General features: G+C 62.3%; 23 protein-coding genes, 1 tRNA gene and 1 pseudogene. 16 read left to right on the top strand and 9 right to left on the bottom strand.

The window, feature by feature from the left end:
• Positions 1–6: 6 nt before the first annotated feature.
• The 4 genes from hslV to EBQ26_RS04635 form a co-directional block, all read right to left on the bottom strand.
• Positions 7–558 carry an ATP-dependent protease subunit HslV gene (hslV, locus tag EBQ26_RS04620; protein WP_122237840.1) on the bottom strand — a complete coding sequence of 184 codons (552 nt, stop codon included), beginning with the start codon at positions 556–558 and terminating at the stop codon, positions 7–9.
• Between the two features lie 285 nt (positions 559–843).
• On the bottom strand, positions 844–2,568 hold the full coding sequence (locus EBQ26_RS04625) for an STAS domain-containing protein (RefSeq protein ID WP_122237841.1): 1,725 nt from the start codon (positions 2,566–2,568) through the stop codon (positions 844–846).
• Between the two features lie 29 nt (positions 2,569–2,597).
• Positions 2,598–3,092: an RNA polymerase-binding protein DksA gene (gene dksA / locus EBQ26_RS04630; RefSeq protein WP_122237842.1), complete on the bottom strand. Its 495-nt coding sequence runs from the start codon at positions 3,090–3,092 to the stop codon at positions 2,598–2,600.
• Between the two features lie 160 nt (positions 3,093–3,252).
• On the bottom strand, positions 3,253–4,326 hold the full coding sequence (locus EBQ26_RS04635; RefSeq protein WP_122237843.1) for a CobW family GTP-binding protein: 1,074 nt from the start codon (positions 4,324–4,326) through the stop codon (positions 3,253–3,255).
• A gap of 199 nt (positions 4,327–4,525) precedes the next feature.
• Here EBQ26_RS04635 and gmd point away from each other — a divergent pair, with 199 nt between their 5' ends.
• The 8 genes from gmd to EBQ26_RS04675 all read left to right on the top strand — a co-directional run bounded on the left by gmd (position 4,526) and on the right by EBQ26_RS04675 (position 11,214).
• Complete coding sequence (gene gmd, locus EBQ26_RS04640) at positions 4,526–5,560, top strand: GDP-mannose 4,6-dehydratase (protein ID WP_122237844.1); 1,035 nt, start codon at positions 4,526–4,528, stop codon at positions 5,558–5,560.
• Positions 5,561–5,577: 17 nt separating this feature from the next.
• Complete coding sequence (locus tag EBQ26_RS04645) at positions 5,578–6,519, top strand: GDP-mannose 4,6-dehydratase (RefSeq protein WP_122237845.1); 942 nt, start codon at positions 5,578–5,580, stop codon at positions 6,517–6,519.
• Between the two features lie 225 nt (positions 6,520–6,744).
• On the top strand, positions 6,745–7,344 hold the full coding sequence (locus tag EBQ26_RS04650; RefSeq protein WP_122237887.1) for a glutathione S-transferase N-terminal domain-containing protein: 600 nt from the start codon (positions 6,745–6,747) through the stop codon (positions 7,342–7,344).
• A gap of 82 nt (positions 7,345–7,426) precedes the next feature.
• Positions 7,427–7,903 (top strand): ClpXP protease specificity-enhancing factor, encoded by a 477-nt coding sequence (locus EBQ26_RS04655; protein WP_122237846.1) that lies wholly within the window; start codon positions 7,427–7,429, stop codon positions 7,901–7,903.
• A gap of 2 nt (positions 7,904–7,905) precedes the next feature.
• Complete coding sequence (locus EBQ26_RS04660; RefSeq protein ID WP_122237847.1) at positions 7,906–8,517, top strand: hypothetical protein; 612 nt, start codon at positions 7,906–7,908, stop codon at positions 8,515–8,517.
• A gap of 2 nt (positions 8,518–8,519) precedes the next feature.
• Positions 8,520–9,311, top strand: coding sequence for a 5'/3'-nucleotidase SurE (gene surE / locus EBQ26_RS04665; protein ID WP_122237888.1), 792 nt, complete (start codon positions 8,520–8,522; stop codon positions 9,309–9,311).
• Positions 9,308–10,216 (top strand): protein-L-isoaspartate(D-aspartate) O-methyltransferase, encoded by a 909-nt coding sequence (locus EBQ26_RS04670; RefSeq protein ID WP_122237848.1) that lies wholly within the window; start codon positions 9,308–9,310, stop codon positions 10,214–10,216. The genes surE and EBQ26_RS04670 overlap by 4 nt, the downstream gene beginning before the upstream one ends.
• Before the next feature lie 140 nt (positions 10,217–10,356).
• Positions 10,357–11,214 carry a peptidoglycan DD-metalloendopeptidase family protein gene (locus tag EBQ26_RS04675; RefSeq protein ID WP_122237849.1) on the top strand — a complete coding sequence of 286 codons (858 nt, stop codon included), beginning with the start codon at positions 10,357–10,359 and terminating at the stop codon, positions 11,212–11,214.
• A 176-nt stretch (positions 11,215–11,390) separates the two neighbouring features.
• On the opposite strand, the gene EBQ26_RS04680 is transcribed toward EBQ26_RS04675, so the two are convergent.
• Positions 11,391–11,738, bottom strand: a complete 348-nt coding sequence (locus tag EBQ26_RS04680) for a winged helix-turn-helix domain-containing protein (RefSeq protein WP_122237889.1) — start codon at positions 11,736–11,738, stop codon at positions 11,391–11,393.
• A gap of 234 nt (positions 11,739–11,972) precedes the next feature.
• On the opposite strand from EBQ26_RS04680, the gene EBQ26_RS04685 reads away from it, so the two are divergent.
• Together EBQ26_RS04685 and EBQ26_RS04690 are read left to right on the top strand one after the other, a co-directional pair.
• Entirely contained in the window at positions 11,973–12,182 is a 210-nt protein-coding gene (locus tag EBQ26_RS04685) for a TOBE domain-containing protein (protein WP_122237850.1), read from the top strand.
• Positions 12,183–12,345: 163 nt separating this feature from the next.
• A complete protein-coding gene (locus EBQ26_RS04690) occupies positions 12,346–13,569 on the top strand; it encodes a sugar transporter (protein WP_122237851.1) in 1,224 nt (407 codons plus the stop codon).
• A gap of 106 nt (positions 13,570–13,675) precedes the next feature.
• Here the strand turns inward: EBQ26_RS04690 and EBQ26_RS04695 are convergent, their stop codons facing one another.
• Both EBQ26_RS04695 and EBQ26_RS04700 read right to left on the bottom strand, forming a co-directional pair.
• The gene (locus EBQ26_RS04695) at positions 13,676–14,911 is read right to left on the bottom strand and encodes a hypothetical protein (RefSeq protein WP_122237852.1); all 1,236 of its coding nucleotides are present in this window, start codon (positions 14,909–14,911) and stop codon (positions 13,676–13,678) included.
• A 35-nt stretch (positions 14,912–14,946) separates the two neighbouring features.
• Positions 14,947–15,744 (bottom strand): IclR family transcriptional regulator, encoded by a 798-nt coding sequence (locus EBQ26_RS04700; RefSeq protein WP_122237853.1) that lies wholly within the window; start codon positions 15,742–15,744, stop codon positions 14,947–14,949.
• A 184-nt stretch (positions 15,745–15,928) separates the two neighbouring features.
• Here EBQ26_RS04700 and EBQ26_RS04705 point away from each other — a divergent pair, with 184 nt between their 5' ends.
• From EBQ26_RS04705 to EBQ26_RS12850, 5 genes are all read left to right on the top strand, one after another.
• Complete coding sequence (locus EBQ26_RS04705; protein ID WP_238944143.1) at positions 15,929–16,579, top strand: trimeric intracellular cation channel family protein; 651 nt, start codon at positions 15,929–15,931, stop codon at positions 16,577–16,579.
• A gap of 248 nt (positions 16,580–16,827) precedes the next feature.
• Positions 16,828–17,964 carry an acyl-CoA dehydrogenase family protein gene (locus tag EBQ26_RS04710; protein WP_122237854.1) on the top strand — a complete coding sequence of 379 codons (1,137 nt, stop codon included), beginning with the start codon at positions 16,828–16,830 and terminating at the stop codon, positions 17,962–17,964.
• A 160-nt stretch (positions 17,965–18,124) separates the two neighbouring features.
• Positions 18,125–19,423 carry an acetyl-CoA hydrolase/transferase family protein gene (locus EBQ26_RS04715; protein ID WP_122237855.1) on the top strand — a complete coding sequence of 433 codons (1,299 nt, stop codon included), beginning with the start codon at positions 18,125–18,127 and terminating at the stop codon, positions 19,421–19,423.
• 169 nt (positions 19,424–19,592) lie between these two features.
• Positions 19,593–21,026, top strand: a complete 1,434-nt coding sequence (gene aldA / locus EBQ26_RS04720) for an aldehyde dehydrogenase (RefSeq protein WP_122237856.1) — start codon at positions 19,593–19,595, stop codon at positions 21,024–21,026.
• Between the two features lie 215 nt (positions 21,027–21,241).
• A complete protein-coding gene (locus EBQ26_RS12850; RefSeq protein ID WP_238944144.1) occupies positions 21,242–22,021 on the top strand; it encodes a DUF4298 domain-containing protein in 780 nt (259 codons plus the stop codon).
• A 318-nt stretch (positions 22,022–22,339) separates the two neighbouring features.
• Here EBQ26_RS12850 and EBQ26_RS04735 read toward each other — a convergent pair.
• A tRNA-Gly gene (locus tag EBQ26_RS04735) sits at positions 22,340–22,415 on the bottom strand.
• A 215-nt stretch (positions 22,416–22,630) separates the two neighbouring features.
• Here EBQ26_RS04735 and EBQ26_RS04740 point away from each other — a divergent pair.
• Entirely contained in the window at positions 22,631–23,179 is a 549-nt protein-coding gene (locus EBQ26_RS04740) for a phasin family protein (RefSeq protein ID WP_122237857.1), read from the top strand.
• Between the two features lie 241 nt (positions 23,180–23,420).
• On the opposite strand, the pseudogene EBQ26_RS04745 reads toward EBQ26_RS04740, so the two are convergent.
• Positions 23,421–23,537: pseudogene (locus tag EBQ26_RS04745) on the bottom strand (IS5/IS1182 family transposase); the annotation flags it as partial.

A 23,537-nucleotide genomic window follows, 5' to 3' on the forward strand; every position in this document is an offset into this window, starting at 1 on the left:
CAAGACTCAATCCAGCACTTCAACGGTGTGGTTGAGATTGGTGTAGATGCACAGCTCGCCCGCGATTTTGAGCGACTGGCGCACGATGGCTTCCGCAGAGAGGTCGGAGTGTTCCAGCAACGCTTTGGCGGCCGAATGGGCATAAGCGCCGCCGGAGCCGATGGCGACGATGCCTTGCTCCGGCTCCAGCACATCGCCGTTGCCGGTGATGATGAGCGAGACGTTTTTATCCGCCACAGCCAGCATTGCCTCCAAACGACGCAACACGCGATCGGTGCGCCAATCCTTGGTCAGCTCAATCGCGGCGCGGGCCATGTGGCCCTGGTGTTTTTCCAGCTTGGCTTCAAAGCGCTCAAAAAGCGTAAAGGCATCGGCCGTGGCGCCTGCGAAGCCCGCCAGCACCTGGTTGTGGTAGAGCCTGCGGACTTTGCGCGCCGAACCTTTGACGACGATATTGCCCAGCGTGACCTGGCCGTCGCCGCCGATGGCCACTTGCATACGCCCTTGGGCATCGGGACGGCGGACGCTAAGGATGGTGGTTCCATGAAACTGTTGCATGGGCACCGAAGTAAGGGCGCTTGCGCCATCTTCAAGCCATGCGCTTGAAAAAGGCAACAGGCAGGCACGCTGTTGAGGGCTGCGGCCAGCACGGGGCGTAAGGCGCTCGCCCAAGCAGAGCCTCCAACATCGACCCCCTCATTTATTACAAATCAAAAAGAAAACAAATCACCCTATTTCGGCATGATGGTATTAAAATTGCTTTTATTAATGATTTAAAAATTAAAACCCCGCTGGGCAGACGGTCGCCCGTCTGCCCAGCGGGGTTGCGCCCCAAAGGCGATCTCAATTCTTGCGCGGCACCACGCGGGCATGCTCCTGGATACCCAACACCGAAAAGAAAATGGCGACCAGCCGATGCAGATTGCTGAACACCACCGCGCGCCCTTCACTTTGCTGCTGCGCCGCCCAGTTCAGCACCGAGCCTGCGGCGGTGAAATCCATCGCCACCAGCTTGCTGCAATCGATATCCACCGGCGCGCGCTCAGGCAAATCCGCCACCGCTTGTTCGAGCTGGCTCGTGGCGTCGTCCTCGATACGGCCTTGCAGCGTGCCTTTTTGCATCACGGGCTTGTCCGCCTCGCCCTCACCCGCCTCCTCTGGCGTTTGCTCAGGGTTGTCGCCAGCCCCGTAGCGCGCGGTCGGCGGCGCCCACGCCGGTGGGGATTCCTCGTACGTAATGGTGTAGTCCAAAGCGGCCAGCTCGAACGTTTCCGCATCGCCCATCAGCCGCAGCAGCGCCAGCCGCAGCAGCCACCAGTTGCGATCAACCGAGGAGCCACCTTCGCTCGTATGCGCCTCGATGATGCGCATCAAATTCTCCGCCCCGGAAAACTGCACCACGCCTTCCTGCGCGCTCAAATCCTGCACGAACTGGATCAAAGCCTGCAGCGCTTCGGGCTGGATGCTTTTCAGCCGCGTCCAGTTCAAGGTGTAAGGCGCGCGCGCTCTCTGCCGCAACGCCGATGCCGTCGCCACGGTTTGCACGGAAACTTCCGGCGAACTCATCCAGGAGAAAGGGCGACGATTGTCCCCACTGACCTGCGACTCGCTGCCAAGCTGCTCAGGCATGGAAAACCACACCGGCGCCGAGCGATCGAAACGCTTGGCGAAATCGATGGCCACCGCGTGAAAGCGGTCCTGGGCGCCAATAGCGCGATAAAGGTCGAACAACGTCATCCAGATATCGACCTGCTGCTCCAACGGTGCGCCCGCATGCTTGCGGATCACGTCAATCAGCACTTTCTCAGCCTCCGCCACGCGGTTGCTGGCAAACAGGATGGACGCTTCTTCCAAATCGGCCTGATGCACAAATAACTCCTCAAATCCGTAAAACGCCAACACGGCATCTATATCGCGCAGCTTGGCAACCCAGTCGGCCAATGGCGCTTGCAATGCTTGCTCCCCCTGCTCCATCGCCCGGCGCGCGGCGCGCACCTGGGCAGCAACCTCATCGGCAAAAAACAAGCTTGAGCCTGTCAGGAAAAAGCCCGAAACCGCTTCGTCCTCTACTGCCGCTGGCGGCGCAGGCGCCATCCGACTTTGCATGTCGGCCTGTTTGCTGCTGCGCCCTTGCTGCCCGCCTTGCCACCATTGCCGCGAGAGCTGCTCTTCAATCTCGTTGATTTTCTGCAGCGTGCCCTCCCGCGTGGCCTGCGGTGCCAAGGCTGGCTTGTAGTCACCCAGTTGCGATCCAGGCCGGTTGCTGGTGAGCACGGCCAGGACGCTGGGCGTCATATGGGCCTGGCGCTGCTTTTTGCGTCCGTTGATGATTTTGCGCAGGTGCGCAAACTCTGCTCGGCGGATAAAGTCATTGCGGCGTTTGCGCTCTATGCGCTCGCGCAATTGCTGGGCGTTGATTTCTTCCTCCGCATTCACCTCCGGCTGATCCAAGTCCTTCCAATCCTTGGTCGGATTGCTGACGAACTTCACCACCTTCGACAGCAGCCCGCCCACCGATGGAGGTGGCGGGCTGGTAGGGGGGGGACTCTGCGGGGGTGGGGGAGGCATAGCTCAAGCTGGGCCTTATGAATGCCCGTTTACGCGCCAAACATCTTCTGCCGAATCTCACGGCGCTGCTGCGCTTCCAGCGAAAGCGTAGCGGTCGGTCTGGCCAGCAGGCGCGGCAAACCAATCGGCTCGCCTGTCTCTTCGCAATAGCCGTAGTCGCCCGCATCGATGCTGGCGATAGATTGCTCAATTTTCTTGAGCAGCTTGCGCTCACGGTCGCGCGTGCGCAGCTCCAGCGCATGCTCTTCCTCGATCGTGGCGCGATCGGCCGGGTCAGGCACCACGGAGACTTCCTCGCGCAAATACTCCGTCGTCGCGCCTGCCTTGCGCAACATATCCTCCTTCAGCGCGACCAAGCGATGGCGAAAGAACGCCATTTGCACGTCGTTCATGTAGTCGTCCTCAGGCATGGCCAGCACATCCTGGTCCGTCAAGCTGGTCACGTCCAGGGGTTTGCTCTTGCTTGTCGCCTTGCTGGCTTTAGCCGCCGTCTTGGTCGGCGCGGCCGCACTTTTGGTTGCCATGTCTCTCAATTGCCTCTTTAGGTTGGTCGTTCATTAAAGCTTCGTGCATCGCCAGCGGCCACCGCATGCCAGCGGCCGCCCTCCAGGCGCGGGGGCGGATTGTAGCCACATTCGTTTGGCCAGCTTATACGTGCGAAAACAGTTGGAAAGCGGTTGATTTTCAAGACGTCAGCGACTGCTCCAGCCCCTGAATCAAGATATCCCGGGGCAAATCGATGCCGATGAAAACCATTTTGCTCTCTCGAACCTCGCCCTCACCCCAGACAGGCCCCAAGTCGCTGCCCATGAGCTGATGCACGCCCTGGAAAATCACCTTGCGCTGTACCCCTTTCATATGCAGCACCCCTTTGTAGCGCAGCATGCGCGGGCCGTACACGTTGACGATGGCACCCAGGAAATCCTCCAGCAACGCCGGATCAAAAGGGCGCACCGCCCGAAAGACAAAGCTTTTCACATCGTCATCATGATGATGGTGGTGGGGGTGGCTGCAATGCTCACCATGCGCGTGGTCGTGCCCGCAATGCCCGTGGTCGTGCTCGTGTTCGTGGTCGTGGTCGTGGTGATGGCCGTGCTCAGGCCCGCTCAACAAATCCGGATCGATATCGAGCTTGGCATTGAGATTAAACCCTTTCAAATCCAGCACCCGGTGCAGCGGCACCTGGCCAAAATGCGCCTCCTCCATTGCCGCGCGCGGGTTGATGTGCTTGAGGCGGTGGATCAGCGCTGCCTTCTCCTGCGGTGAGATCAAATCGGTCTTGCTCAGGAAAATCTGATCGGCAAAGCCAACTTGGCGGCGCGCCTCCTGGCGGTCGTTCAACTGCTGCTGGGCGTGCTTGACATCGACCAAGGTAATCACGCTATCGACCATGAAGTTCTCCGCCATCTCATCGTCCATGAAGAAAGTCTGGATCACTGGGCCGGGGTCGGCCAGACCTGTGGTTTCGATGATGACGCGATCAAACGCCAATTGCCCGCTGCGGCGCTTGTCCAGCAGCTCTTGCAGCGTGCTGCGCAAATCCTCGCGAATGGTGCAGCAAATGCAGCCATTGCTCATTTGCACGATTTGCTCTTGCCCCTCGCGCACCAGGATTTCGTTATCGATGTTTTCTTCGCCAAACTCGTTCTCAATGACAGCAATGCGCTGGCCATGCGACTCTTGCAGCACACGGTTCAGCAAGGTGGTTTTGCCGGCGCCCAAAAAGCCGGTCAGAATGGTCACAGGAATCAGCGCCATGCGGGTAGGTCCTCTCTCGATACAAACAAAAAACGGCCTGCGTCAGGCCAAAGATCAGTGTAGTGCGGCTGTCAAGAGCATGCGCGGGGGCGCACCAAGGACGCACACGAACGAGCCGCAACGCACACGGCGTGCAGGGAAAAGCGTATGAGCCATTGCCTACAATGCCTGCCTTTCTCGCTTCACGCATACAGAACACATGAAAAAAGCCATTGTTACAGGCATCACCGGGCAGGATGGTGCCTACCTTGCGCAGTTGTTGCTGGAAAAGGGCTACCGCGTCTTCGGCACTTTTCGCCGCACCAGCTCCGTCAATTTCTGGCGCATGGAGGAGCTGGGCATTGCCAACCATCCGAACCTGGAGCTGGTCGAATACGACTTGACCGACTTGTCGGCCAGTATCCGCCTGCTGGAGCACACCGAGGCCACCGAGGTCTATAACCTGGCTGCCCAGAGCTTCGTTGGCGTCTCCTTCGCGCAGCCCATCACCACGGCGGAGATCACCGGCATCGGCGCTGTCAACCTGCTGGAAGCCATCCGCATCGTCAATCCGAAAGTGCGCTTCTACCAAGCCTCCACATCGGAAATGTTCGGCCTGGTGCAAGCGGTGCCGCAATCGGAATCCACCCCGTTCTACCCGCGCAGCCCCTACGGCGTCGCCAAGCTGTATGCGCACTGGATGGCCGTCAATTACCGCGAAAGCTACGGCATCTTTGCCGCCAGCGGCATCTTGTTCAACCACGAAAGCCCGCTGCGCGGGCGCGAATTCGTCACCCGCAAAATCACCGACGGCGTCGCCAAAATCCGCCTGGGCCAGCTTGACGCGCTGGAGCTGGGCAACCTGGACGCCAAGCGCGACTGGGGCTTTGCCAAGGAATACGTTGACGCCATGTGGCGCATGCTGCAAGCCGATGCGGGTGACACCTTCGTCGTCGCCACCGGCCGCACTGAATCCGTGCGCGACTTTGTGCGCATGGCCTTCAAGGCCGCCGATATCGCGCTGGAATTCTCCGGCAGCGGCGAGAGCGAAATCGGCGTGGATGCCGCCACCGGCAAAACGCTGGTGCGCGTCAACCCGCGCTTTTACCGCCCGGCGGAAGTCGATTTGCTCATCGGCGATGCCAGCCGCGCCCGCGAGCTGCTTGGCTGGCAAGCCCAAACCTCGCTGGAGCAGCTCTGCCAGATGATGGTCGAGGCCGATTTGCGCCGCAACCGCGCGGGTTTTTCCTTCTGAACCGCACAGAGGGCCGTATGGAGAGCGCTGCGAGCCAACCCCGCGTGCTGGTCACTGGCGCCAGCGGTTTTACCGGCCGGTACGTGGTGCAGGAGCTGCTGGCGCACGGCTGGCAGGTTTCGGCTTTGCTGCAAAGCGCGGCCACGCCGCAAGAAAGCCTGCCCGCAGGCGTCACGCCCCTGTACGCCCATTTGCTTGATGCGCCTGCCGTGGCCGCCGCCGTGCGCGCGGCGCAGCCGCAAGCCGTCATCCACCTGGCGGCCGTGGCCTTCGTGGCGCACGGCCAGGCGCAGGACTTTTACCAAGTCAACCTCATCGGCACGCGCAACCTGCTGGCAGCGCTGGCCGAGCTGAGGCAGCAACCTGCGCGCGTGCTGCTGGCCAGCAGCGCCAATGTTTACGGCAACGCCGCTGCTGGCCGCCTGGGCGAAGATACCCCCATGCGCCCGGCCAACGACTACGCCGTCAGCAAAGCCGCCATGGAGATGATGGCCCAGCTTTGGGCGCCCGCCCTGCCCCTGCTCATCGTGCGCCCCTTCAACTACACCGGCGTGGGGCAAGGCGAGCAATACCTGGTGCCCAAGATCGTGGCCCACTTCCGCCGCCGTGCGGCGCAAATCGAGCTGGGCAATTTGCACGTCTGGCGTGATTTTTCCGACGTGCGCTACGTCGCCGCCGTCTATCGCCGCCTGCTGCAAGCGCCCATGCCCGCCAGCGGCAGCATTCTCAACATCGGCTCGGGGCAATTGCACAGCCTGGGCGAAATCATCGAGATGGCGCAAAACCTCACCGGCCATACCCTGCAAGTGCGCGTCAACCCCGCCTTTGTGCGCGCCAATGAGGTGCGCGAACTCTGCGCCGACACCACCGCGCTGCAAGCAGCGCTGGGACAACCGCCCCTGCCCCCCATCGCCTTGCGCGACACCCTAGCCTGGATGCTGCAAGAAACACCCCCGTAAATTGCAATTCAAAGTAAAATCAACTCAATTACCAAGTTGCCAAAACAAGGTATTTTTATTTCCTTTTGGTTTAGAAAAATAAAGACTTTCGGCTACCAGCGCCCACTCGCCCAGTGTGGCGCCGCACCTTGGCTTGAAATCGCCAAGGTGAATTTTGTATGATCGCCCGCTGCCCGCCCCATGCGCCGCGCGGGCCGCTTTCATTTTTTGAGGAACCCCTTTGCCATGATGGTTTTGTACTCCGGCACCACCTGCCCGTTCTCCCACCGCTGCCGTTTCGTCCTGTTTGAAAAGGGGATGGATTTTGAAATCCGCGATGTGGATCTGTTCAACAAACCCGACGACATCAACGTGATGAACCCCTACGGCCAGGTGCCCATCCTGGTCGAGCGCGACCTCATCCTCTACGAATCCAACATCATCAACGAGTACATCGACGAGCGCTTCCCCCACCCGCAACTCATGCCCGGCGACCCGGTGGATCGCGCCCGCGTGCGGCTGTTCTTGCTCAACTTCGAGAAAGAGCTGTTCGTGCACGTCTCCACGCTGGAGTCTGGCGACGCCAAGGCCAAGGAGAAAGCCCGCCAGCACATCCGCGACCGCCTCACGCAACTGGCGCCCAACTTCCTGAAAAACAAATACATGCTGGGCGAGAACTTCTCCATGCTCGACGTTGCCATCGCCCCCCTGCTCTGGCGCCTGGAGCACTACGGCATCGAACTCAGCCGCAACGCCGCCCCGCTGCTGAAATACGCCGAGCGCATGTTCTCGCGCCCCGCCTACATCGAAGCGCTCACCCCTTCCGAAAAAGTGATGCGCCGCTAAACGGCACAGCAAAGGCGGCAATGCCGCCTTTTGCATTTTCTCTGCCCTTCTCCCTTCCCCAACACCTTGCCGCAGGCCCACCATGCACGCCGACGACGACGCACTGCCCTCCACCCAACCCTATTTGCTGCGCGCTCTGCACGAATGGTGCACCGATAACGGCTTTACCCCCTATCTGGCCGTTCAAGTCGATGGCTCGGTGCAAGTGCCGCCCGAATTCGTGCGCGACGGGCAAATCGTGCTCAACCTCAGCTACGACGCCACCGACAAGCTGCAAATGGGCAACGAATACATCGAATTCCAGGCCCGCTTTGGCGGCGTGGCGCGCCAAATCATCGTCCCCGTGCACCGCGTGCTGGCCATTTACGCGCGCGAGAACAACCAGGGCATGGCCTTTACCGTCTCGGACAGCTACCTCGCGCCAGCCCCTGCCGAAAGCGCCCCGCCCAAGCCCACATTGGCTCCTTCGGCCACACCCGTGACAGAAGGCGACGAGCCGCCCGACGGCAACGGCCCTGCGCCCGCAAGCAAACGCCCCGCTTTGCGCTTGGTGAAATAAGCATGCCCACCGCCTCGCCACTGCCGCACACCATCGGCCTTGCCCTTGCTGGGCTCGCCTGGGTGCTGGCGGCCGCGCCAGCCGCCGCGCAAACGCAGCCTGCGCTGGAGCAAGCGGACATCATCGAGCTGCTGGAGATGCCCCAGATCGACACGCCCCTGATGCAACTGCCCATTGAGCAAGGCACACGCGCCCTCACAGGCCGCACCAGCGCGGCGGGCAAACGCCAGCAGCAACCCGATCCCGCGCTGGCCAGCCTCAACGCCACGCGCACGCTGTGTGATGCTGCTCTGGAAGCCATGGCTGCATCGCGCGTGGAGCACGCCTTTGCAGCGTTGGCCCCCCACTGGCCCCTGCCGCCACAAGAAATTACCCGCCTGGCCAAGGAAACCGCCGCTCAGTTCAAGCAATTGAACAAAACCTACGGCGCCACGCTGGGCTACGAATGGGTGCACACGCACAGCGCAGGCGCCAGCCTGGTGCAGCACGCCTATCTCCTCAAGCTCGAACGCCATGCGCTGCGTGTGAGCTGCATTTTTTACAAGCCCCGCGAACAGTGGCAGATCCACACCGTGTTCTGGGACGATCAACTGCAAACCTTGCTGGAGCACTGATGCTGAAAATTTTGGTGAGCAACGACGACGGCTACCTCGCCCCTGGCATCGTGGCCCTGGCCGAAGCCCTTGCGGCCCTACCCGATACGCAAGTGCAAGTCATCGCGCCTGAGTACAACAACAGCGCCAAATCCAACGCGCTAACGCTGCATGCGCCGCTGTACGTTTTTGAATCCCACAACGGCTTTCGCTACATCAACGGCACGCCTGCGGACTGCGTCCACGTGGCACTCACGGGCCTGTTGGACGAGCGCCCGGATCTGGTCGTCTCCGGCATCAACAACGGCGCAAACATGGGCGATGACACCATTTACTCCGGCACCGTTGGCGCTGCCATGGAAGGCTATTTGATGGGTGTGCCCGCCATCGCCTTCTCCTTGGTGGAAAAAGACTGGGCGCACCTGGACGCCGCCGCCATCACCGCCGCGCGCCTGGTCGCCCTGCTGCGCGCGCGCGGCCAAATCGGCGCGCGCCCCTGGCTGCTCAACGTCAACATCCCCAACCTTCCCCTGGCCAGCCTGCAAACTGCGCGCTGGTGCCGCCTGGGGCGTCGCCACGCCGCGAAAAACGTCATCCGACAGCAAAACCCGCAAGGGCGCACCATGTACTGGATCGGCCCCTCGGGCAAGGCCGCCGACGCCCGCGAAGGCACGGACTTTCACACTGTCGCCCAAGGGCATGTGGCCGTCACGCCGCTGCAAATCGACCTGACCGACCACAACGGCCTGCCCGACTGGCGCCAAGCCATGCCCTTGGCCGAGCTGGACCTCAACCACCTGGGCGAATCGGCATGAATACGCCCCGCAAACCACGCTTTCCCGCCCAGGTGCTGCCCAGCCAAACGGGGCGGCGTGGCCTGGGCGGCGCTGGCGCCGTGCCGCGCCAGCCCTTGGGGCCATCGGCGCCGCTGGTTTCGCCCGGCGCCCAACCCGCAAACGCGCCAGCCACTCCCACCCCTGCACCGATTGCCACCTACCCCCCATCCGAGCGCCCGCCGGCAACCGCCCCTGCTGCTTCATGGGGTCTGCCCGTCGATCCCCCCGGGCAGGAAAGCGCACGCATGCGCATGGTCAAGCGCCTGGCCGCCTTGCCACACCTGCACCCCGCCGTGCTGCACGCCATGCAAACCGTGCCGCGCCATGCCTTTATCGACTCGGCCTTGATGACCAAGGCGTATGAGGACAACAGCCTACCCATCGGCTTTGGCCAAACCATCTCCAAACCCTCGGTCGTCGCCCGCATGCTCTCGTTGGCCCTGCAAGCGCCTTGCGTGCCCCCAGGTGCCAGCCGCATCCCCATGCGCGTGCTGGAGATCGGCACCGGCTGCGGTTACCAAGCTGCGGTGATGAGCCACATCGCCAGCGAGGTCTATTCCATCGAACGCGTGCGCGGCCTGCACGAGCGCGCCCGCAGCCACCTGCGGCCCTTGCGCGTAAGCAACCTGCACCTGCTCTTTGGCGATGGCATGGCCGGTTACGCCGCTGGCGCGCCCTACGCCGCCATCGTCAGCGCCGCAGGCGGCGACGCCATCCCCCAAGCCTGGGTGGACCAGCTCGCCATCGGCGGGCGCATCATCGCCCCCACCTCCAATGCCAGCGGTGCCCAGCAACTGCTGGTGATCGACAAAACCGCCTCCGGCGTGCGCCAGCACGCGCTCGAGGCCGTGCACTTTGTTCCATTAAAATCCGGCGTTGATTAGCGCCAGTTTCCGGCCTATTGAGAGCCTCCTATGCGAAGGCTTGGCGCAAGCAGGCAACACCGGCTCTTGATCGCCCGGGACCGCAGCGCTGGCAGCTCCTCCAACACCCCCCTCTTTCGTCAATTACAAAGGATTCACCGATGCACTCTCCCAAACGATGGCTGGGCTTGAGCAGTTTGGTTGCGGCTTGTGTGCTGGCTGGCTGCTCCAGCGTCTCCCTCAACTCCGGCGCCCCGGTGGAAAACCGCACCGGCCCTGACGGCATGACAGGCAGCGTCGCCCCCATCGTCCCCGTGCCGCCCGGCCATTACGCCGTCAAGCCAGGCGACACCCTCATCCGCATCGGCCTGGAAACCGGCCAGAGCTGGAAAGACATCGCCGCCTGGAACCAACTCCCCAATGCCGACGTGATCGAAGTCGGGCAGATTCTGCGCGTAGTGCCCCCAAGTGCACAGCCCCGTGCAAGCGTTGCTGGCGCTGCGGCTGCCGCTACTGCCAGCCAGGCAGCCAGCAGCGGCGTGGAAGTGCGCCCCATCCAGCCCCAAGGCAGCGCCAGCACAGGCAGCGCCCAGGCCACCACGCCGAAAACGCCGCCCGTCACCACCGTCCACGCCACACCGGCCAACACCTCCGGCATCCAATTCGTCTGGCCTGCCAACGGGCCTTTGCTCTCCGGTTTTAACGAAACCAACAACAAGGGCTTTGATATTGGCGGCGCCTCGGGCGATCCGGTCATGGCCGCCGCCGATGGCCACGTGGTGTATGCCGGCGCGGGCCTGCGCGGCTACGGCAACCTCATCATCCTCAAACACAACGATGAGTACCTCACCGCCTACGCCCACAACAAAGTCTTGCTCGTCAAGGAAGACCAGCGCGTGGCGCGCGGCCAAAAAATCGCCGAGATGGGCAATACCGACGCCGACCGCGTGAAGCTGCACTTCGAAGTGCGCCGCCAAGGCAAGCCCGTCAACCCCAGCAGCTACCTGCCCAAGCGATAAGGATGACCAATCAAAGGAAAATACACCCTCCATCAAAATTGCCGAAACAATGCAATTTCATTTCCTTTGATTTGTAAAATATCAAAAAATACTACTCCAATTGCACTGCACCCCAAGGGCTGGACATCTCTCCAGCCCTTGGTTTTTTTTCATGGCGAAATACAGGGGGAAGGCATTCAAGCCGCCAGCATGCGCTGCAAGGCCTCCAAATCCTGCGCCCCTGCGGCATAAGCTTTTTCTTCAATGGCGCGATAGCGGGCGATGATTTCTTCGCCCACCGGCGTCAGCCGCGCGCCGCCGCCGTGCGCGCCGCCGGTACTGGCCTGGGTGGCGGGCGAGGTCAGGGATTTGTTCAGCTCATCGAGCAGCAGCCACGCGCGGCGATAGGACATGCCGATATGGCGCGCCGCCCCGGAAATCGAGCCCACATCGCGCACCGCCTCCAGCAGCTCAATCTTGCCTGGCCCGATGGCCACCACCTCATCGCGGTACACCCGCAGGCGAAATTTCGTCGTCACATGCATGGTCCGTTCCTCCAAAACCCATTTTTGTCGATCGCGCATTGTGCCAAAAGCGTTGTACCCAGCAATAATGAAAACGACAAAAAAACCAGTAATCTCAAATTATTAACAAACAAACCGTCTCACATAAAGCTAAAATCTTGGCAGCTCTGCCGTTCGCAGGCTGCTCCCTGCGAGTCTGTTCACGGCGCGGTCAGAATCGGCTTTCTTCTGCCCCCTTTGATAAGGAAATCCACCATGAAAATCAGCGCGCGCAATGTTTTGCCCGGCAAGGTTGTTGCCCTCACCAAAGGCCCTGTAACGACCGAAGTCGTGCTGGAAGTCGCCCCCGGCGTGCAAATCACCGCCACCATCACCACCCACTCGGCCGAGCAGCTGGGCCTGAAAGAAGGCGACAAGGCCTATGGCATGATCAAGGCCTCCAGCGTCATGGTGGGTGTGGACTGATTCAAGCCCCCCGTTACTCGCCTGCCAACGGGCCGCAACACCGCTGAACCCGCACGGGCGGCCCAGGCACTTGCCCCAAAGCGTCGATGGATCGGCTTCATCGGCGCTTTTTTCGTGGTTTTTTACCCCAAAAAAACCTGCCCCATCTACCAGGCGCCCGCCCATGCCCTCTCCCACCCCCATAGCCCCCATAGCACCAACGCCGCCCAGCACCGCCAGATCCTGGCTGGCGGTGCTGGCTTTATGCCTGTCGGCCTTTGTGTTCAACACCACCGAGTTTGCCCCTGTGGGCTTGCTGGGCAGTATCGGCGCCAGCTTTGCCATGCCTGCCGAGCAGGTGGGTTTGATGCTGACGATTTACGCCTGGCTGGTGGCCCTGGCCTCGCTGCCGCTGATGTTGGCCACGCGCCGTATCGAGCGGCGCAAGCTGCTGGCGGGCTTGTTTGCGCTGTTCATCGCCAGCCATGCCGTGTGCGCGGCAGCGCCGAACTTTGCGGTGCTGGTGGCGGGCCGTTTGGGCATTGCCTGCGCGCATGCGGTGTTTTGGTCGATTACCGCCGCGCTGGTGGTGCGCGTGGCGCCGCCTGGGCGCGCGGGGCAGGCGCTGGGGTTGCTGGCCACGGGCACCTCGCTGGCAATGGTGCTGGGCGTGCCGCTGGGGCGCGTGATTGGCGAGCACCTGGGCTGGCGCATCACCTTCGCCCTCATTGCCGTGGCGGCGGCGGGCACGCTGCTGTGCCTGCTGGCGCTGCTGCCGCGCCTGCCCAGCCAAAACAGCGGCGATTTGCGCAGCCTGCCCAAGCTGCTCAAGCGCCCGGCGCTGGTCAGCGCCTACGCGCTGATTGTGCTGGTGGTGACGGCCCACTTCACCGCCTACAGCTATATGGAGCCGTTTGTGCAGCAGGTCAGCGGCCTGGGCTGCGATGGCGTGACGCTGGCGCTGTTGCTGCTCGGCGGCGCGGGGTTGATAGGCAGCGCCCTTTTCGGCTGGCTGGGCCTGCGCCGGCCTGCGGTGTTTTTGCTCAGCTCGCAAGCGCTGCTGGTCTTGTGTTTGCTGGCCCTGCGTCCGGCGGCGGCACACCCGCTGGCCTTGCTGGGGCTGACGGTGGTGTGGGGCGCCGTCTTTCTCTGCATCGCCTTGGCTTTGCAAGCGCAGGTGCTGGGCTTGGCAGCCGATGCCCGCGATGTGGCGATGGCGCTGTTTTCCGGCCTGTTCAATGTGGGCATTGGCGGCGGGGCCTTGCTGGGCAGCCAGGTGATCGCCCAGGGGGGCCTGCCCTCTATCGGCTTGGCAGGGGCAACGCTGGCGGGTTTGGCGTTGGCGGGCGCGGGGCTGGCGCTGTGGCGCTTTCGCAGCGAATTCGAACGGGGGCGGATGGCTGCATGAGGGCTTGCAATGCAGCCAGCAATACAATTTTTTACCAATCAAAAAGAAACGAAAATACTATGTTTCGGCAACATGGTATTCAATTCAATTTTCCATTGATTGAAATTCAAACTAGGCGCCCCATCGCTTCGGCCACTTCGCAGACCACGCCATCGACTGCGTAGCGCAAATGGCCGCTGGCGCCCAGCACGGCGGCGGGGCGATGGGCCAGCGCCTCGAAAAATTGCGCCACGCTGGCAAAGCGCGGGCGGCCCAACAGTGCGTCGGTTTCCGAGAGCAGCACGCAGCCGGCCAGCTCGCCTTGGGTGACCAGCAGCCAGTGCTCGTGGTCCATGCCGCCTTGGGCAAAGCACACGGCGCTGCGCAGCCAGTCGGGCAGTGCGGCGGGCGCGTCGGGCCAGGTGCGCGTCTGCGCCCAATCGAGCATTTGCGCCTGCGCGGTAGGCCAATACTCGATGGGGTGCAGCGTCAGGCCGATGGAGGCGCCGTGGCAAAACAGCCGCGCGCCGTTGCCTTCGGCCCAGGCATCAAGCAGCGGCGCCAGCGGCTCGCCCCAGAGCAGGCGGTAGAACTCCAGCCAATCGGCTTCCAGCGCCGCGCCGCAATGGTGTTGCACCGGCAGTTGCAGCAGTCCCTGGCCCGAGGCCACGGCCAGAGGGCGCACGGCGAGCTGGCGGCGGCCCACGATGCGCGACAGGGGGTGCGGCAAGGTTTGTGACAGGCTGGAGGGCGCAGCAGCGGTTGCTGCGGCGGCCACTTCGTGATCAGCGGCCGCAGGCCCGGCCACGGCGAGCGGGCCAGCGCAATCCGCGGGCGGTGGCGGCAAAAACAGCCGGTCGCGCTCGGCCAGCAGCAGCGCGGCGATGGTGTGGGCCAGGCCTTCGCTGTGCAGTTGGATGGCTGTGTCCGTGCCCGACCAGTCCTGCCCCTGGAAGTGCTCCTGCGGCGGCGCGCCTGCCACCAGGCGCAAATCCTCCGCCCCCAGTTGGCTGAACGTCACCACCGCAGCGGGCTGGGCATGGCCTTGCAAGGCTTGGCTGAGGATGTCGGCCAGCGCGTCCTGCTGGGCCAGCGCCGCCAGGGCCTGGATGCGCTGCAGGGCTTCGCGCTCGTGGCGCAGCCAGTCGGCCACGGATTGGTGGCCCAGGCAGAAGCGGATCAAATCCCACCAGCCGCGCCAATCGGGCGGCAGTTCGGGGGCGGCGGGAACAGCGGACGCAGCCGACGCCGCAGGCGCAAAGGCCGCCTGCAAGGCGTGGTGGATTTCATGCAGCAGCCAAAACGCCGTGCGCTCTTGCTGGCGCTGGGCCAAGGTATCCAGGTGGTTGATGCGCTTGTGCATGGCCCGCTTTCAAAGCCTGTGGGCGCTTGGGCGCCTCAGCGCAAAGCCGCCTGCCCGCCCGCAGCGGCATGGCCCAGGGCGGCGGAAATTTCATCCACCGTGCGGCGCAGGCGGGCAATCCAGCCATCTTCCAGCCGCCCCGCTGGCGCGGAGATGGACAGGCCCGCCACCAGCTTGCCCTGGTCGTCGTAAATGCCTGCGGCGATGCAGTTCACGCCCAGCTCCAGCTCCTCGCGGTCCTGCGCGATGCCGCTGGCGCGCACGCGGTGCAGCTCGCGTTCGAGCACATCGAGCTTGGTGATGCTGTTGCGCGTATTGCCCGCCAGCCCCGTGCGTGCGGCGTAGCCGCGCACCCAATGCGGCTCCTGCGCGGCCAGAAACAGCTTGCCGGTGGAAGTCAAATGCAGCGGTGCGTGGCCGCCGATGGCGCGCACCACTTGCATGCCCGAGCGCTCGCTGAAGGCGCGCTCGATATACACAATCTCATCGCCTTGGTGGATGCTCAGATTCACCGCCTGCTGGGTGCTGCGGTGCAGCTCGCGCATCAGCGGCAGCGCCACCTCGCGCACGCTCAGGCGCGCCTTGACCAGATTGCCCAGCTCCAGCAGGCGCAGCCCCAGCCGGTAGCTGCCCGATTCGGGCCGCTCCACCAGCCGCCCCAGCACCAAATCGTTGAGGATACGGTGCGCCGTGGAAGGGTGCAGCCCCGTGGCCGCGCTGATTTCCTTGAGCGAGACCGCCTGCGAGTGCCCGGCCAGAAAATCCAAAATCGCGTACATGCGCTCAAAAACCTGGATGCTGGGGGTTTGCCTGGCGATTTCGTGGGAACGCATAGGGGATCTCGGTAGAGAGCGAAAAAAACAAACGCTGGGCACGCCCGCGTGCGCAGCGCCCGTGCCGATCCAGCGTTTTTTGCCAAAGTCAAGAGCGGGCAATCTTAACCCGCCCCCGCCTGCGCCACAGACGGCGCTGGGCCTATCATCGCCCGCTTGTTTTGCGCCCCATCCCCCTGCTCCCATGCCCACGCCCATGTTCACGCCCGACCGCCTGCTGTACGCGCTGGATTTATTCGGCACCGTCGTCTTTGCCATCAGCGGCTTGCTGCAAGCGCGGCGCTTGCAGTTGGATGTCTTTGGCATGCTGGTGCTGGCAGCGGTCACCGCCATCGGCGGTGGCACCATCCGCGATCTGGTGCTGGGCGTGCCCGTCTTCTGGGTGCGCCAGCCAGAGTATCTGTGGAGCATTGTGCTGACCTGCGTGGCCGCCTTGCCGCTGCTGCGCATCGTCTCGCGCCAGTGGGGCTTTTGGCTGCTGCTGCGCGCCGACGCCCTGGGGCTGGCGACCTTCACCACCATCGGCGCCAGCAAAGCCCTGGCGCTGGGCGCGCCGGCGATTGTGGCCATCAGCATGGGCGTGCTCACCGGCGTGGGCGGCGGCGTGATCCGCGACGTGTTTGCACGCGAAATCCCCATGGTGCTGCGCAAAGAGGTGTATGCCACCGCCTGCATTGCGGGCGCGGCCGCTTTCGTGCTGTTGCAAACGGCCACCGGCCACACGCCCTTGGCCATGCTGGCCGGGTTCGCCCTGACTTTGCTCGTGCGCCTGGCCGCGCTGCGCTGGAATTGGCACCTGCCCGCGCTGGGGCGAGCGCCCAGCGGGCCTGAATAACGCCAAAAATTTCAATCAAAGGAAAAAATTTCATGCCATTTCGGCATAACTGTTTTGTAATCAAAATTCCTTTGATCGATAAAAATATCTTGCCATCGGATGGCATGGGCCTATCGCCCAGCCAAGCCGCTCACGCGCGTGCGAGCGCAGCGCGGCAATTCGCGTAAAGCCCCCTCACCAGCCTTGGAACAGGCCGCCGCTGGAGTACGATCAGGCGTACTTCGTACTTTGTCACCAAGGAGAAAATCATGTTACTTACCCAAGAACAGCAAATGGTGCGCGACTCCATCCGCGCCTATGTGCAAGAGCGCGTCGCCCCCCACTCCGCGCAGTGGGATCGCGAGCACACCTTCCCCAAGGAAGCCCTGCACGGCCTAGGCGAGCTGGGCGCGCTGGGCATGACGGTGCCCGAGCAGTGGGATGGCGCGGGGCTGGACTACATGTCCCTCGTGCTCGCCATTGAAGAAATCGCCGCTGGCGACGGCGCCACCTCCACCATCGTGAGCGTGCAAAACTCGCTGGCCTGCGGCATCACCATGAAATACGGCACCGATGCGCAGAAAGAAACCTGGCTCAAGCCCCTGGCGCGCGGCGAAGTGTTTGGCTGCTTTTGCCTGACCGAGCCACACACCGGCTCGGACGCCGCCGCCATCACCACCCGCGCCGAGCGCGACGGCGATCACTTCATCCTCAACGGCACCAAGCAATTCATCACCACCGGCAAATACGCCAGCGTGGCCATTGTGTTTGCCGTCACCGACAAGGCCGCAGGCAAGAAAGGCATCTCCTGCTTCCTGGTGCCGACCGAAACGCCCGGCTACATCGTCGAGCGGCTGGAAGAAAAAATGGGCCAGCACGCCTCGGACACGGCGCAAATCCGCTTTGAAAACTGCCGCGTACCCGCCAGCGCCCTGCTGGGCGCCGAAGGCGAGGGCTACAAGATTGCGCTGTCAAACCTGGAGGCGGGCCGCATCGGCATCGCCGCGCAATCGGTAGGCATGGCCCGCGCCGCTTACGAAGCCGCGCTGCGCTACGCCAAGGAGCGCGAAACCTTCGGCGTGCCCATCATCGAGCACCAGGCCGTGGCCTTCCGCCTGGCCGACATGGCCACGCGGCTGGACGCCTCGCGCCTGATGGTCTGGCGCGCCGCCCAGCTCAAGGACGCGGGCCAGCCCTGCCTGAAGGAAGCCTCGATGGCGAAGATGTTTGCCTCCGAGCAAGCCGAGAAAATCTGCTCGGACGCCATCCAGATCCACGGCGGCTACGGCTATGTGAGCGACTTCCCCGTCGAGCGCATTTACCGCGACGTGCGCATCTCGCAAATCTACGAAGGCGCCAACGACATCCAGCGCCTGGTCATCGGCCGCGCCATCGCCGCGGAATAAGCCCATCACCAGCCAAGGCGGCCGCACCATCTCCGGGCGCGGCCGCCCAGCCAAAACAACAAATCAATAGAAACACCACCTTATACACATCATGCCGAAACAGCATGAATTTGTTTCCTATTGATTGATAATTTTTACCCATAATCCAAAGGAGTCCTCCATGAGTACCTACGCGCAGCAATACGCCCAGAAACTGTGCAGCGCCGCAGACGCCATCCGCCACGTTCGCAATGGCGACACCATCGTCGTGCCCACAGGCGTGGGCGAGCCGCCCGCGCTGCTGACCGCCCTCTCCGAGGCGCGGCGCGAGTTTGAAGGCGTGCAAGTCTCGCAAATCCTGCCCGTGCGCAAGTACGACTATCTGGACCCCGAAACCGCCCATCACGTGCGCCACCGCGCCTACTTTTTCAGCGGCGTCACCCGCCCCGGCGGCCAACAGGGCTTGATCGACTTCCTGCCCGCCTACTTCAGCGAAATTCCCCAACTCATCCGCCGCGGCCAGTTCCCCGCCGATGTGGTGTTCACCATCGCCTCGCCCATGGACGAGCACGGCTACTTCAGCCTCTCGCTGGCTCCGGACTACACCATGGCCGCCATTGAAAAAGCGCGCGCCGTCGTCATCGAAGTCAACCCCAACGTGCCCTTTGCCAACGGCGATTGCCACATCCACATCTCGCAAGTGGCCGCGCTGTGCGAAAGCAGCGACGCCATCGCCGAAGTGGGCCTGCCCGAAATCGGCCCGCTGCAAGAAGCCATCGCCGGTTACGTGGCCGAGCTCATCCCCGATGGCGCCACCTTGCAAATCGGCTACGGCGGCATCCCCGATGCCGTGGTGATGCAACTGGTGCACAAGAAAGACCTGGGCGTGCACACCGAAATGCTGGGCGACGGCATCCTCAAGCTCGTGGAAGCGGGCGCCGTCAACAACAGCCGCAAAAACATCAACAAAGGCAAGACCATCGCCACCTTCGCCCTCGGCTCGAAAAAGCTCTACCAGTTCATGCACCGCAACCCAGGGCTGGAGATGCACCCCGTCAACATCGCCAACGACCCCTACCTGGCTGGCGCCAACGACAACCTGCACGCCATCAACGCCACCATGCAGGTGGACTTTCTGGGCCAGTGCGGCTCTGAAAGCCTGGGCCACCTGCCCTACTCTGGCACCGGCGGGCAAGCCGACTTCGTGCGCGCGGCCAACCGCTCCAACGGCGGCAAAGCCATCATCGTCGTGCCCTCCACCGCCAAAGGCGACACCATCTCGCGCATCGTGCCCACGCTCACGCCCGGCACCCACGTCACCACCAGCAAAAACGATGTGGACTACATCATCACCGAGTACGGCGTAGCCCAGTTGCGCGGCAAATCCGCCCACCAGCGCTGCGCCAGCCTGATCGCCATCGCCCATCCCAACTTCCGCGACGAATTGCGCGCGCAAGCCAAGAAGATGGGGCTGGCCTAAGCCCCTCAGCAGGCTGCGCATAGGCGCGCAGCCTGCGCTGCCGCCCGCCTCCAACCAGAGGCGGGAACCCCAAAAATGTAAATCAAGGGAAAATAAAACAAGTTATTTTGGCAAATTGGACAATAACCCAATTTTCCCTTGATTGATAAATACGACTTAAGGAGACACCATGCATCAAAACTACATCAACGGCCGCTTCGTCGCCGCTGGCCAGGCCGACGAAATTGCCGTCATCAACCCCTCCAACCGCCAGACGATTTCCTCTATCCCCGACACACCCGCCGCGCAAGTCGAGGAAGCCATCGCCGCCGCGCGCGCTGCGCAACGCGCCTGGGCTCGCCGCCCCGCCATTGAGCGCGCGGGCTATCTGCGCAAGATCGCCACCGGCATCCGCGCCCGCGCCGAGGAAATCGCCCGCACCCTCTCCGAAGAGCAGGGCAAGGTGCTGCCGCTGGCGCGCGTGGAAGCGCAATTCACCGCCGATTACCTGGACTACATGGCCGAATGGGCGCGCCGCATCGAAGGCGAAATCATCCCCAGCGACCGCCCCGGCGAAACCATCATGCTGATGCGCCAGGCCATTGGCGTGGTCGGCGGCATCCTGCCGTGGAACTTCCCCTTCTTCCTCATCGCCCGCAAGATGGGCCCGGCCTTGCTGACGGGCAACACCATCGTCATCAAGCCCAGCGAGGAAACGCCCAACAACGCCGCCATCTTTGCCGACATCCTCTCGCAAGTGGATTTGCCCGCCGGCGTTTACAACCAGGTCTATGGCCGCGGCGGCAACGCCGGGCGCGTGCTGGCCAGCCATGCCGGCGTGGACATGATCAGCTTCACCGGCAGCGTGGACACCGGCTCGGCCATCATGGCCGCCGCCGCGCCCAACATCACCAAGCTCAACCTGGAGCTGGGCGGCAAGGCCCCCGCCATCGTGCTGGAAGATGCCGACCTGGACCTGGCCGCCCGCGCCATCGCCGCCTCGCGCGTCATCAACACCGGCCAAGTCTGCAACTGCGCCGAGCGCGTCTATGTGCAACGCAGCGTGGCCGAAGCCTTTACGGAAAAGCTCGTCGCCCAGGTTGCCGCCGCGCGCTGGGGCAACCCCTTGCAGGACGAAACCCTGGACATGGGCCCGCTCATCAACCAGGCCGGGCGCGACAAAGTCGCCGCCATGCTGCAACGCGCCGTCGATGCCGGCGCGCAAGTGGCCACCGGCGGCCAGGCCGATGACCGCGACGGCGGCTTCTTCTTCCAGCCCACCGTGCTGACCCACTGCCAGCACGATTGGGAAATCATGCAAAAGGAAATCTTCGGCCCCGTCGTGCCCGTGGCCGTGGTCGATTCGCTGGACGAAGCCATCGACAAGGCCAACGACACCACCTACGGCCTGACCTCCTCCATCTACACCCGCAGCCTGGACGCCGCGCTGCGCGCCAGCACCGAGCTGGAGTTTGGCGAGACCTACGTCAACCGCGAGAACTTCGAGGCCATGCAAGGCTTTCACGCCGGGGTGAAAAAATCCGGCATCGGCGGCGCCGACGGCAAACACGGCGTGTACGAATACACGCAGACGCACACCGTCTACATCCAGCGCCAGAGCTAAAGCCCGCTATACCGGGGTGACTGCATAGGCGTGCCATCTTCGGCCGCGCACGCCCGTGCAGCCCGGATCCACAATCCAACCCCACCCCATCGCGGGGCCATGCGCCCCGCATTTTTTATTTTTCAATTCAAAGGAAAATAAATATAGCCATTACGGCAAATTGGACATAATATCTACTTTCTTTGATTTAGAAAGACAGCAAAATCCAGCCCCACATGCCCGACTCCGCCCTGCCCCCAGTCCCCCACCGCACCGAGGACGACAACCTCGCCCACTTGCAAGCGCGCATCGACCAAGCCCAACGCCTATACCGCGAATGGACGCAACTGCTGCCCCGCCTGCAAGCCGCCCAGGCCGACTGGCAACGTGGCGCTGACATCATGCAAGCATTGGCGGATTTCTATTTCAACGGCGACTACATGCGCGCCTTCACCGCCCTGGAGCAAGGCGCGCGCTTCCCACTGGAAACGCCAGGCGAGCACAGCGTGATGGCCGAAGACACACTGTGGAACGCCTTTCACGAACAACAAACCCTGGCCTGGCAACGGCTGCGCAGCGCCATCAACGTGCTCGATCGCCAAGACAGCACCACATCTTCCAATCCCTCCAGCGCTCCCGCCAAGCCCCAAACACCTGTGCAAGACGCACCCTCGGCTCCCGCCCCCAACACGTGCGAGGAGACCGAGGCAATTCCAGAGCAGGAACGTAGTGAGGATTTAGACGGGGACTTGGCCAAGCTTCCGCCCCCACAACTGTTGGCCGAAGCCCGAAAACTGCGCGCTGCCATCCGTCGCCACCGCGACAGCACAGGCCATGACCTGTGCTGGTACCACCCTCACCTCTGGGCCTTGTTGCCCGAGCAGACCCATCGCTTGCCGCAAGTGCCCGACTGGCCTCAATTCATGCGCGGCTGCGTGGCCTACCGCGCCTCACTCGACACACAATGCCCGCAGGCCCCGCGCATATCCCACGAATTCACGCCTGAGAGAGAGTAGATAGCGCGCAAACGCTCCCCGCCCCCTAAACCTTTGGATCCCCTTGTAAGGCCGTGCATTTGCGCATGAGGCACAACGCCAACCTCCATGCCCGTTCGAGACCGTAGCGGCCTCATCGAAACCACTACAGACTTGAAAAGAAACGGCCCGAAGTCAAACAACCTCGTTGAAACGCTGATGGGTTACGAAAGCCAGCCGAGAACTGAAATTCAAGCCTGATGTCACAGCAGCTTTTGATGCACGGTTTGAACGCAAAAAAGGGGCCAATGGCCCCTTTGCGCAATTCGCTGATCCAGTAAAAATCAGCAAACCATGTATTGGAGCGGGAAACCGGTCTCGAACCGGCGACCTCAACCTTGGCAAGGTTGCGCTCTACCAACTGAGCTATTCCCGCAATCAAGCGAAGGCGTGACTATAACACAAAATTTTCGAGCCAATTGCTTCAAAGTAAAGATGCATTTTGTTTCGATTTTCTTGCTGCAGTGCAACATTTTTCTTGGCGCACCCCAAGAATACCTGCATAATACGCACCCATGCTGCACTGCACAAAAGAGCGATGTTGGCGCAGCTGCTTCTTGATCGCCCTGTAGCTATTTATGGAGAACTGAAATGGCATTGACTCCCGAACAAATCCTGGCAGCACACAAAGCCAATATCGAACAACTCTTTGGCCTGACGAACAAAGCCTTCGAAAGCGTTGAAAAGCTGATCGAACTGAACGTCAAGGTTTCGCGTGAAGCATTGAGCGACGCTGCCAAGCACAGCCAAGCCGTTCTTTCCGTCAAAGACGCGCAAGAGCTGGCCGCGTTGCAATCGAGCATTTTCCAACCTCTGGCCGAAAAAGTATCCAACTACAGCCGCCAGCTGTACGAAATTGCCTCCGAAAGCGGTCAAGAACTGAACAAAGTCATCGAAGAGCGTACTGCCGAAGCTCAGCAAGCCATGACGAACCTGATGGAAAGCGCAGCTAAAAACGCACCTGCCGGTACAGAAGCTTCCGTTGCAGTCGTCCGCAGCGCATTGTCGGCCGCCAACAACGCATTTGAATCGGTGCAAAAAACCGTAAAACAAGCTTCGGATGTTGCTCAAGCCAACTTCCATGCTGTAACTGAAAGTGCTGCCAATGCAGCCAAAAACACCAACGCACGTCGCCGTTGAACTGTAATTTCCGAGGTTTCGGCTTGAGCTACAGGCCGCTTCCTTTGTAACGTTGTCTCCTTGGATCCTTTCGAAATCAGTTTCATGGATCCCTTAAGCCCGGTTTCCACCGGGCTTTTTTTTCACTCCTCGAAAGCGCGCACAAGCGAGAAGTCATCAATAACCGTTGGCTTTTACGAGCTTCTCCCCCGTCCCAAACGCCATTGCTGCTACGTAGGCCACTGTATTGACCTAGAGCGTGTTATGAACTTTGAGCCAACCGAATCAACGGCATGGCATTGGGCAGCATGAGAATGGCAAAGACCACGAAGTGCAATCCCCCCAGTACGTCTGGCAATCGCTCGTAATCACGAGACAA

Source organism: Allofranklinella schreckenbergeri (genome assembly GCF_003703475.1).
Taxonomy (GTDB): domain Bacteria; phylum Pseudomonadota; class Gammaproteobacteria; order Burkholderiales; family Burkholderiaceae_C; genus Lampropedia; species Lampropedia schreckenbergeri.

What these genes read in the sequence shown, in the direction of transcription:
- hslV (WP_122237840.1), bottom strand. Translation starts at nt 558, where the DNA reads ATGCAACAGTTTCATGGAACCACCATCCTTAGCGTCCGCCGTCCCGAT.
- EBQ26_RS04625 (WP_122237841.1), bottom strand. Translation starts at nt 2,568, where the DNA reads ATGCCTCCCCCACCCCCGCAGAGTCCCCCCCCTACCAGCCCGCCACCT.
- dksA (WP_122237842.1), bottom strand. Translation starts at nt 3,092, where the DNA reads ATGGCAACCAAAAGTGCGGCCGCGCCGACCAAGACGGCGGCTAAAGCC.
- EBQ26_RS04635 (WP_122237843.1), bottom strand. Translation starts at nt 4,326, where the DNA reads ATGGCGCTGATTCCTGTGACCATTCTGACCGGCTTTTTGGGCGCCGGC.
- gmd (WP_122237844.1), top strand. Translation starts at nt 4,526, where the DNA reads ATGAAAAAAGCCATTGTTACAGGCATCACCGGGCAGGATGGTGCCTAC.
- EBQ26_RS04645 (WP_122237845.1), top strand. Translation starts at nt 5,578, where the DNA reads ATGGAGAGCGCTGCGAGCCAACCCCGCGTGCTGGTCACTGGCGCCAGC.
- EBQ26_RS04650 (WP_122237887.1), top strand. Translation starts at nt 6,745, where the DNA reads ATGATGGTTTTGTACTCCGGCACCACCTGCCCGTTCTCCCACCGCTGC.
- EBQ26_RS04655 (WP_122237846.1), top strand. Translation starts at nt 7,427, where the DNA reads ATGCACGCCGACGACGACGCACTGCCCTCCACCCAACCCTATTTGCTG.
- EBQ26_RS04660 (WP_122237847.1), top strand. Translation starts at nt 7,906, where the DNA reads ATGCCCACCGCCTCGCCACTGCCGCACACCATCGGCCTTGCCCTTGCT.
- EBQ26_RS04670 (WP_122237848.1), top strand. Translation starts at nt 9,308, where the DNA reads ATGAATACGCCCCGCAAACCACGCTTTCCCGCCCAGGTGCTGCCCAGC.
- EBQ26_RS04675 (WP_122237849.1), top strand. Translation starts at nt 10,357, where the DNA reads ATGCACTCTCCCAAACGATGGCTGGGCTTGAGCAGTTTGGTTGCGGCT.
- EBQ26_RS04680 (WP_122237889.1), bottom strand. Translation starts at nt 11,738, where the DNA reads ATGCATGTGACGACGAAATTTCGCCTGCGGGTGTACCGCGATGAGGTG.
- EBQ26_RS04685 (WP_122237850.1), top strand. Translation starts at nt 11,973, where the DNA reads ATGAAAATCAGCGCGCGCAATGTTTTGCCCGGCAAGGTTGTTGCCCTC.
- EBQ26_RS04690 (WP_122237851.1), top strand. Translation starts at nt 12,346, where the DNA reads ATGCCCTCTCCCACCCCCATAGCCCCCATAGCACCAACGCCGCCCAGC.
- EBQ26_RS04695 (WP_122237852.1), bottom strand. Translation starts at nt 14,911, where the DNA reads ATGCACAAGCGCATCAACCACCTGGATACCTTGGCCCAGCGCCAGCAA.
- EBQ26_RS04700 (WP_122237853.1), bottom strand. Translation starts at nt 15,744, where the DNA reads ATGCGTTCCCACGAAATCGCCAGGCAAACCCCCAGCATCCAGGTTTTT.
- EBQ26_RS04705 (WP_238944143.1), top strand. Translation starts at nt 15,929, where the DNA reads ATGCCCACGCCCATGTTCACGCCCGACCGCCTGCTGTACGCGCTGGAT.
- EBQ26_RS04710 (WP_122237854.1), top strand. Translation starts at nt 16,828, where the DNA reads ATGTTACTTACCCAAGAACAGCAAATGGTGCGCGACTCCATCCGCGCC.
- EBQ26_RS04715 (WP_122237855.1), top strand. Translation starts at nt 18,125, where the DNA reads ATGAGTACCTACGCGCAGCAATACGCCCAGAAACTGTGCAGCGCCGCA.
- aldA (WP_122237856.1), top strand. Translation starts at nt 19,593, where the DNA reads ATGCATCAAAACTACATCAACGGCCGCTTCGTCGCCGCTGGCCAGGCC.
- EBQ26_RS12850 (WP_238944144.1), top strand. Translation starts at nt 21,242, where the DNA reads ATGCCCGACTCCGCCCTGCCCCCAGTCCCCCACCGCACCGAGGACGAC.
- EBQ26_RS04740 (WP_122237857.1), top strand. Translation starts at nt 22,631, where the DNA reads ATGGCATTGACTCCCGAACAAATCCTGGCAGCACACAAAGCCAATATC.